The organism is Enterococcus villorum (assembly GCF_007990225.1).
GTDB lineage: Bacteria > Bacillota > Bacilli > Lactobacillales > Enterococcaceae > Enterococcus_B > Enterococcus_B villorum.
This window is the reverse complement of record NZ_BJWF01000104.1, coordinates 1-523: the sequence shown is the minus strand read 5'-3', so window position 1 is coordinate 523 and position 523 is coordinate 1. Positions and strand designations below refer to the sequence as shown.

Here is a 523-nt window from a genome sequence, read left to right as displayed (position 1 = left end):
GATGTCGATACAGTCAATAAAATCGGCAAACAAATCACCGCAGCGATGATTACCGAACGAGACCAACTACTGCCACAATTGCCAGATACCTTTACAACCAACCTTTTTCGGATCGCAGCACAAGCAAATGGTCAAGAGTTAGTCTTGAACCGAGACGGTGAATTTGTCTATCGTGGCACCCAACAAGTCGTGCCACTGAATCAAGTAACGATTGGCTACAATCAAGAGACCATTTATAGTTTACGGAAAGTCCAAAGTTTCTTTGGCCTGTTTTCCACGTATTATGCGTTAGCCGATGGACTATACGATGAAGAACGAACCGATGCTTTACCTAAAACCTTGAATGAAACCACAGTTCAAGCCATAGAAGAAATTGGGGGCAATGTTTTAAAAAATCTACCCAACTATGAAAACACCGAAATGGTGATCAAACAGTCGGAAAGTAAATTCGATCCGGTTGATGTCTTACTCGTCGCCATGTGTCTGCCTTGGGGAGAAATGCGCTCCTTGTTAAAATCAGTAG

The 523-nt window shown here is 42.8% G+C and carries 1 pseudogene; it reads left to right on the top strand.

The window, feature by feature from the left end:
- A pseudogene (locus EVI01_RS13540) lies at positions 1-523 on the top strand (hypothetical protein); the annotation flags it as partial.